At 39.2% G+C, this 8,291-nt stretch carries 8 protein-coding genes and 1 pseudogene; 3 read left to right on the top strand and 6 right to left on the bottom strand.

Going from position 1 to position 8,291, the window contains the following annotated elements; genetic code table 11:
- Nucleotides 1–13 precede the first annotated feature (13 nt).
- Together LEP1GSC199_RS06565 and LEP1GSC199_RS06560 are read left to right on the top strand one after the other, a co-directional pair.
- Nucleotides 14–478: pseudogene (locus LEP1GSC199_RS06565) on the top strand (IS30 family transposase); the annotation flags it as partial.
- Between the two features lie 12 nt (nucleotides 479–490).
- A complete protein-coding gene (locus LEP1GSC199_RS06560; protein WP_039926230.1) occupies nucleotides 491–829 on the top strand; it encodes an STAS domain-containing protein in 339 nt (112 codons plus the stop codon).
- Here the strand turns inward: LEP1GSC199_RS06560 and LEP1GSC199_RS06555 are convergent, their stop codons facing one another.
- Complete coding sequence (locus LEP1GSC199_RS06555; protein ID WP_232420684.1) at nucleotides 830–1,399, bottom strand: LIC10729 family protein; 570 nt, start codon at nucleotides 1,397–1,399, stop codon at nucleotides 830–832.
- A gap of 36 nt (nucleotides 1,400–1,435) precedes the next feature.
- On the opposite strand from LEP1GSC199_RS06555, the gene LEP1GSC199_RS06550 reads away from it, so the two are divergent.
- The gene (locus LEP1GSC199_RS06550) at nucleotides 1,436–2,368 is read left to right on the top strand and encodes a bifunctional riboflavin kinase/FAD synthetase (protein WP_002979177.1); all 933 of its coding nucleotides are present in this window, start codon (nucleotides 1,436–1,438) and stop codon (nucleotides 2,366–2,368) included.
- Here LEP1GSC199_RS06550 and LEP1GSC199_RS06545 read toward each other — a convergent pair.
- The 5 genes from LEP1GSC199_RS06545 to mreC are packed head-to-tail and all read right to left on the bottom strand — an operon-like array spanning nucleotide 2,354 to nucleotide 8,265.
- The gene (locus LEP1GSC199_RS06545; RefSeq protein WP_002979137.1) at nucleotides 2,354–3,121 is read right to left on the bottom strand and encodes a hypothetical protein; all 768 of its coding nucleotides are present in this window, start codon (nucleotides 3,119–3,121) and stop codon (nucleotides 2,354–2,356) included. The genes LEP1GSC199_RS06550 and LEP1GSC199_RS06545 overlap by 15 nt on opposite strands.
- A gap of 8 nt (nucleotides 3,122–3,129) precedes the next feature.
- On the bottom strand, nucleotides 3,130–4,644 hold the full coding sequence (rodA, locus tag LEP1GSC199_RS06540) for a rod shape-determining protein RodA (RefSeq protein ID WP_002979194.1): 1,515 nt from the start codon (nucleotides 4,642–4,644) through the stop codon (nucleotides 3,130–3,132).
- Complete coding sequence (gene mrdA, locus LEP1GSC199_RS06535; protein ID WP_002979253.1) at nucleotides 4,644–6,581, bottom strand: penicillin-binding protein 2; 1,938 nt, start codon at nucleotides 6,579–6,581, stop codon at nucleotides 4,644–4,646. The genes rodA and mrdA overlap by 1 nt, the downstream gene beginning before the upstream one ends.
- Nucleotides 6,578–7,093 (bottom strand): rod shape-determining protein MreD, encoded by a 516-nt coding sequence (gene mreD / locus LEP1GSC199_RS06530; RefSeq protein WP_002979235.1) that lies wholly within the window; start codon nucleotides 7,091–7,093, stop codon nucleotides 6,578–6,580. The genes mrdA and mreD overlap by 4 nt, the downstream gene beginning before the upstream one ends.
- Nucleotides 7,090–8,265 (bottom strand): rod shape-determining protein MreC, encoded by a 1,176-nt coding sequence (gene mreC / locus LEP1GSC199_RS06525; protein ID WP_002979160.1) that lies wholly within the window; start codon nucleotides 8,263–8,265, stop codon nucleotides 7,090–7,092. The genes mreD and mreC overlap by 4 nt, the downstream gene beginning before the upstream one ends.
- Nucleotides 8,266–8,291: the final 26 nt, after the last annotated feature.

The following is an 8,291-nucleotide window of genomic DNA, read 5'->3' as shown; positions in this document are numbered from 1 at the left end:
ACGCCACGTATAAAGATCAATTCCAGGACATTGGGAAGGTGATTTGATAATTGGAAAGAATCACAAAAGTGCAATTGGTACAATTGTAGAGAGAACTACTAGAAATGTTATACTGGTTCCTTTAACAAGCACAGATGCTGAGACCGTCAGAAAAAGTTTTGCCAAGGAACTAAAAAAAATGCCAACAGAGCTTAGACTTTCGATAACTTATGATCAAGGTAAAGAAATGAGTAACCATAAGCTATTTACAAAAGATACTCAAATGAAAGTATATTTTTGTCATCCGGGAAGTCCTTGGGAAAGGGGGACTTGTGAAAATACGAATATGCTAATAAGAGATTTCTTTCCTAAAAAAACTGACTTTAATGATATATCAAGAAAAGAACTGAAAAGAGTCCAAAAGCTTTTAAATGAGCGTCCAAGAAAAACGCTTGGCTGGAAAACTCCCGCGGAAAAAATAAAGGAAGTGTTGCGTTAAACTTTAGAATCTATCAATCTAAAAAAAAATGCCGATGCCTATGTGATCAGCATTTCTGGAAGTTTGGACATTTACACTTCCCTGGATTTTAAAAACTTCCTGGAAACCAATGTTCCAACCCAACCCACTGACAATCTACATGTGATCATCAATTTAGAGAAACTCAATTATATTGATTCCTCTGGAATTGGAATGCTCATCAAACAACTGAATTATGTCCAGGAACTTAAGGGAAAGTTCTCCATTGCGAATATGAAACCTGCGATCGAGAAGGTTTTCAAAGTAGCAGGCCTTACAAGTTATTTCCAAACCATTGGCGAAGACGAATACCGCGAAAAATACGCAGTATAATCAATCTTTCGCATCCAACCGATTTTCTAAGACAAACGCATCCCAAACTCCCCAAAAACGGCCAAGTGAGTTATTGCTTGGCACTAAATCGACGTAAATCTTCCCATCTGGATATTCAGAAGGTTCCAAAGGAATTTCGACTGGATTGGTGAAACTTTGGTTTTTGTCCGTATAAACCGAAAGTTTGGGCCTTCCGTTCACAAGAATATTCAGTTTCCTCGGTTTGAATTTGGAACCCTTTAGAGGGCGGTAACGAGTTAGGTCCAGATAGAGATAGACTGTCGATTTGGAGACAATGGGTTTTTCCAAAAGGAATTGGAGCCCTGTTTCTGGAACCATTCTACAAATATAATCCTGAAGTCCGAGGTGTGCATTGTCTGGTTCCAATTCATAGGATTGGTAGATGGCCCATGTTTTTAACTCCGGGAAGGTGGAAATATCTTCTGGGAGTAGACCTTCTTCTAATCCAAATTCTTGTTTCGGGATTTTGGAGTCTGATGCGAACATCGAAACAAAGGATGATAAAAAGATTGCCGTAAGGAGAAGGATTCGTAGTTTCAATGGAAGCACCTAGTACAAGTATCGGATTACGAGACAAGTCCCCCTTTGAAAATTATTCGCTCTTTAGAATCGATCCAAAACGAGTTTCAAACTGGCTCTTCCTTGACACTCGGCAACTTTGATGGAATCCATGTAGGCCACCAGACACTACTTTTACGAACTGTCGAAAAAGCAAAGGAACTGGGAATCCCTTCCGTTGTTGTGACATACTATCCAAACCCATCTGTGGTTCTTGGTAAAAAACCAAATTTTAAATACTTATCTTCTGAAAGAGAAAAAGAAGAACTCATCCGTGGGTTTGGAATCGATTATTTGGTTGTTTTAGATTTTACATTAGAACTTTCTAAAATGTCAGCGGAAGATTTTTTAGAAAAAATTATGATCCAAACTTTGAATACCAAACATATTGTGATTGGTTATAATCATTTTTTTGGAGCCGAACGCAGAGGTGACTTTCATCTTTTAAATTCAAATAAACCTAAATATGGTTATGCGGTAGAATTAAAAGAAGCCGTCTTAAAAAAAGAAAGTAAAATCTCTTCTTCTCTGATCCGTGGATTTTTGGAAAAAGGGGAAATGGAAGAAGCAAAAATTCTTTTAGGTAGGAATTATCATATCACGGGAATTGTTTTTGAAGGAGCCAAACGAGGTAGGACCATTGGATTTCCTACGGCAAACATCAAAGTTCCAGAAGATAAACTTTTGCCGGCCATTGGTGTTTACGCCTGTTTTGCGAAGTTTGGTGGCCACGACCATAAGGGAATGGTAAACATCGGACACAATCCAACATTTGATGGTCTGGGACTTCATGTGGAAGTGAATGTTTTTGATTTTGACGGAGATTTATACGGTAAAGAAGTTGAGTTAGAAATTGTTCATAAAATTCGTGATGAAAAAAAGTTTGGTGGTTTGGATGAGCTGAAAGAGCAACTAACAAAAGATAAAGAGGAGAGTGTCCGAATTTTAAATTTTAACTAAATGGTATAACTTCCCTTTCCGTTTGATTTTTCCTAAAATTTGTCCATTTGTAGAATCTTTTTCTAATAATCCTTCTAACGATGTTTTTGATACTGCCCAATCTTCCTTCAGTTCATCAAAATAAAATCCATTGTCTTTTTTAGAAGAGTCTTTCATCAGAAGTACATTTTTTTCTTTTTTTTCACCTTCTTCCATCAAAACAAATCCAGGTCCTGGAAACAAGGGTACTAACTTATCCTTGATCCGTAATTGTTTTTTGAATGCAGGAATGTTTCTAAGAATACGGTAACTTTTTTTAGGAATGAGAAAGTTTACACCTTCTAACACATAACAAATAAAAACCAACTTCCCATTTAGTTTTTGCGGTGAGGATGATGGGTTTGTTTTTTTTTCTGTGAGTCGATTGGCAATCCGAGTAATTCGGTTTTTTAAAGCAGAATCTAAAAATTCTATTTTATCTTCTGATTTGATTTTCTCTAAGATATGGAATAGTGTATCGAACTCTTTTTGTTTGTATTCATTTTTGATTTGGAACTTATGGACTTCTGTACTTAGGCGTTTGCTTCTTTGTAAAAAATAGGGAGATTCATTGGTTTCTGAAATTTGAATCAATTGTTCCGAGAGTTGGATCATGTTTGTGATCCGTTCTTTTGATTCCCTATCTAGTTCTTCCAAACGAATCAATTCATTTTCTAATTTGATTTTGGTCTGAAAGAACTTTTCTGCCCCCAATTCTTTTTTGGTCGGTTTCATGGTGATTCTTAGTTTGCAAACTTACGTTTTTTAATCGAAAGGATGATTCCAACGGCAGTCATTGCCATTACCAAGTGTGATCCGCCATAACTCATAAATGTGAGTGGAACACCTGTTACAGGGAGTAGCCCAATCACAATACCTACATTGATGGCGATATGGAAAAATATCATCGCCACAATTCCTGCAGCCAGAAGTGATCCAAACCTGTCTTTACTTTCAAAACTAATCTGTAGTCCTCGTAAGGGTATCGACATTAGAAAAAATAGGAGTAACACACTTCCAAAAAATCCAGTTTGTTCGGCCCAGGAGGCAAAAATAAAGTCTGTTCCCGATTCGGGAACATGGGGAATTCTTCCTTCTGTCATCTCACCATGAAAGAGTCCCTTTCCAAAAACCTTTCCAGAACCAACTGCCGGTTTTGATGCTCGGAGTTGGTAACCTGCCCCTTGTTTGAATTGGTCAGGGTTTAGAAAAGCTGTGAGCCGAATGACTTGGTTCTCTCGGAAAGGAATGGATTTGTGAACGGCAATGGCAGAGAGAATGGAGAGCCCCAAAATTCCAATCGTAATGTAATAGTTTCTAAGATGTTTGGAACCACGAGCAATGCGGATAAAAATCATCACCAAACTAATGAGAGCGAGTGTCCCACCGAGACCAAACATAAACGGCTCGTTGGATAGAATTTTAAAACCCAAACTTGCATATTCATCTTTTACGATATCAGCAGCTTCCCGGATCATCTGTAGATTTTTTGGATTTTCAATTCCAGGTAAGGTGAGGCCTGATACTTTTTTCCCATCTAAGATGAGCCAAATTTTCCCTTGGAGTTGGTTTACAATCGATACAAGTTCTGTTTTGTTATCTTTGCGAAGTAAATCAACAAGTGGTTGAATCAGTGTCAATTGAGAATAAGCAAGATACATCGGAACCATGAGTGAAATTCCACCAAAGGTAAGGAGAGATCCAACGTGCAGAATGTCCGCGCCTCCCAGATATAACATTGTGAATAACATTGGTAAAAAGGAAACGGCTGTTCCAAAATCTGGCTGCAAAATAATGAAAAGCATCGGCACCAAACAGATGATAAATGGAACAACTAATACCGTTATTTTGTGCATTTCTTTTTCTTTTAAAACTAAATACTGGCCAAGTAAGATTACCGTTGCCAATTTGGAAAACTCTGAGGCTTGTAGAGTGATGGGTCCAAGTTTTAACCAAGAACGAGCTCCACGTCCAGAAGGTAGGTATCCAATGCCTGGAATGAGTGTGAGTACAAGTAATACTATGGAAAAGATATAAATGAAAAGAGCATAGGAACCTATCAACTGATAGTTGATCCTAGACATAAACCACATGGAGATAAGACCAACAAAAACAAAGGTGAATTGTTTGTACCAGCGACCTAGTCCATCCGCAGTGTTGGCTTCTTGGGTGTATAAAGTAAGAACACCTGCCATTGCCACGAGGACTACGGAGAAAATGAGAAAAAAATCGAGTTTTTCTGTATTGCGATCAGCCATTAAAATGCCTCTTGTTCTACTGGTGCTTCTTCTAACATGGTTTTGGCACGAGACCTATCCGTTCTTGGGAAAGATCCTGGTGGGAAAGCAGCTTTAAATACTTCTCTTGCGGCAGGAGCAGCCGATGCAGCACCACCTACTCCATATTCTACGAAAGCAGCAACTAATATCTGTTTTTCGGGAGGAGCGTTCACAGGTGCGTAGCCAATAAACCAAGCATGGTTTGAGGAGGAAGCGCCCCTACGTCTAGTTTGTGCCGTTCCCGTTTTACCAGCAATTTCTGGAAGTGTTGGTGAGTTGAGAACACCAGATGCTGTTCCCGAATATCCAACTAAATACAATCCTTCTTTGAGTGCTTCCACGGTGGAACGTTTGAGAGGAATGTCTCTCAAAATTGTTGGTTCTGTTTTTTGGATGAGAGAGTTGTCGAGAGGACTTCTGATTTCTGAAACCACATAAGGTTTATAAATTTTTCCATTATTAACAACGGCCATATAAAACAGTGCCATCTCAATTGGAGTGGTTGAAATAAAACCTTGTCCAATGGAAAGGTTCACAGTGTCCCCATCAAACCATTTGTTGCCGTAAGTTCTTTTTTTCCAATCGGAACTTGGAATAAAACCTGTTGCTTCCCCAGGTAGATCGATTCCTGTTTTTTTATCTAAACCAAACAATCTACAATAGGCAAGGATTGGTTCGGCTCCCAACTTATATCCTAATTGGTAAAAATATACGGAGTTGGATTTTTCCAAGGCTTGAGCCAGGTTGAGATCTCCATGATTTTTTTTATCCCAGTTATAAAAAACTTGGTCCGGTACACCTTTGAATGTTGACTTTAATGTAAAACTTGCCGGACAAGAAAATGTTTGTTTGGGATCAAAATTGATTTTGTGTTCACTTTCCATAGCGGCAAGGCCCACTAGAGTTTTGAAAGTGGAAGCTGGCGGAAACCTGGATTGAATGGCTAAGTTTAAAAAACCGCCGTTGTTAGTCACACGCGTAAAGTGGTTGGATCGATCCAATTTGTTTTTTCCAGAAAGGATATTGGGATCATAAGAAGGATTGGAAGCCATGGCCAAAACTTCGCCTGTGGTTGCTTTGATGGCAAGGACAGTCCCCCTAACACCTTTTAGTGCACGATAGGCAGCAATTTGCATATCACGATCAATGGTTAAAACTAAGTTATTGCCGGGAACCGAATGTTCGATGACTCGTTCTTCTTCGATATTTCCTTCAGTGTTCCGTTTTTGGATACGAAATCCGTCTTGGCCACGAAGGGTTGTGTCATAGAGAGATTCGATTCCACCTTTACCGATGAGTTGGTAGGTTTTGATTTCTTTTTCTTGTAAGTCGCTAGTTGTTGGTTTTCCCACATAACCAGTCACATGTGAGAGGGCGGGTCCCATGTGATAAACACGTGCAGGTGAGGAAACTAAATAGACATATTTATTGATATTATCTAAAACAAGAATTCGTTCTTGTTGTTCGCGCGAAATCCCTTCTAATAGTACAAATGGTTCCCTAGATCGAATTTTTTTAATCATTCGAGAATCTTGGAGTTCTTTTTCGTAATAAACGATGGGGATAGAAAGGGCTTCGCAGAATTTGTATATAAAATCCTTCACCTTTCTTGGATCATTCTTTAATAAACTAGTATTAAGAATTACATCTAATGATGCTGAGTTGGATACAAGAGGTTGGCTTGTTTCTGGAGTAAGGAAGTTACGATCGAATATATTGCCCCGATCAGCAGGAATAGACTCACTTCTCCGAACAAAACGTTCGGCTTTTAAAGAGTTTTCACTTCCTTGTACAATCTGTAGATTAAACAACTGAAGGATATAGGCTGTTAATGTAAAAACAACCATACCAGTAAAAAAATACAGTCGTTTACGAAAGCTAGTTTCTAAGCGAAACTCAGAGGCCGATTGGCTCATTGCCTCACCTCATCTGCATCTAAACGAAAGGCCCACGAGAATAGGAAAAACAACGCAGGGCCAATGAATGCATTGTACAAAGACACATATAAAAAGGAATAACTATGATTGGAGTGAAAGAACATCAGAAATAAAAGATAGGTGATGAGTCTTGAAACCAATGTAAATCCGAGGATATAGATAGTGATGGAGATGTAGTTTTCTGTATAGGAAGTTCGCATTACTTTCCCAACGATGTATCCTATGATGGCATAAGAAAAGGAATGGAGTCCAATTTTATAATATACAATATTGTCTCCACCGATTTCGCCACCGAGTGCAGTATCCGTGAGTAGGCCTCCAAAAAATCCCAACCAAAGTCCATACAGTGGGCCTTTTCGGAGCGCAAAAAAGACAACAAAGATAACCATAAAATCTGGCCTAACAGCATTTCCTAATTCAAATAGATTAGATCCATTGAGGAAGTGGGAGAGTAACAATCCTATGACGATAAAGAGTTTATCTAAAATCATGGTGATGTCTCCTTGGGAGTTTCTGGAACTGAAGGAGTAGAGGGAACTGTCGGCGAGGAATCAGGTGCATTTGTATTCACAGATGGTTTTGTATACTGAGGAGTTCCGAAAGTAGATGGGAAACCACCTTGTCTTTTATCCTTCTCTTTTTTGTTATAATCTTTTTCTTTTGGAAAATCAATTTCGCCAAAATAAGGGCCATCAATTTGAATTGTTTTTTCTGCAGGCCACTCTTCACGCCACTTTTCAGGAAGTTTTTTTACGACAATTACATGTAAAAGTTTATCAAATTCGACAAACGGGCGTAAGATGGCAGTTTTAAAAGACCCATTCCGTGGGCCTTCTTCGATAATGGTTCCCACTGGAATTCCCGAAGGGAAAACTCCCGATCCACCAGAACTAAATACAGCCTTGCCAATTTTACTAAATCCTTCTGTAAACATTGTGTTGGCTGAAGTTGGCGGTGGATTTGGACCCATAGGAAAATTTCCAATGGCTTTCGGATCGATTACAATACCGGCATCAATGTAATCTAACAAAACATCTGTTCCGCGACCACTGTTTCCATTGAGAGAGGCCCAAAGATTGGTTCCAGGAATGGCAACCCCCATAGAAAAGTTGGAATTGATGATGGGTTGGATGACAGCAGATCCTTTGGAAACAGCGATGATTTTACCGACTAACGCTTCTGTAAATTTACCTTTTTCATCCAGTGACCGCGCGACCACAGGCATGTAAGGTTTGATTCCTTCTTCGGAACCCTTATTGATGATGATAGTGCGGTAGATCGCATTCAATCGAACACTCAAAACTTCAGCACGAACCGAAGGATAATCAATATGCAGAGGGAAGTTCAACTCTTGTCTGAGGATAGCGTTCTCGGCTTTTAGTCTTTCCACGTCTTTGGAAAGTTGGCGGTATTCTTCCATAACGTTCAAACAAGAGTCGCGCTCTTCTCGGACACGTTCGAAAGACTCCAGTTTGTTATAGCTACTTTTGATTAGGGATCCAAAGGAATCAAAGGATCCGGAAAAAAAATCGCCTACACCCTGAAAGCTGGCAATCCCTCTCACCATGAAGTTGCCGTTCCAAATTAGGGAAGTAAAGGAAAACAGGAATACGAAGAGTAGGGAAAACAATTCGTCATTTTGATTGATGCGATTCCACTTCATGGACTTATGTCACATTAATTTTATTG

It is taken from the genome of Leptospira vanthielii serovar Holland str. Waz Holland = ATCC 700522, from assembly GCF_000332455.1.
In the GTDB taxonomy this organism is placed as follows: domain Bacteria; phylum Spirochaetota; class Leptospiria; order Leptospirales; family Leptospiraceae; genus Leptospira_A; species Leptospira_A vanthielii.
Note: the sequence above shows the minus strand (reverse complement) of the source record. Positions and strands in the feature narration are given on the sequence as shown.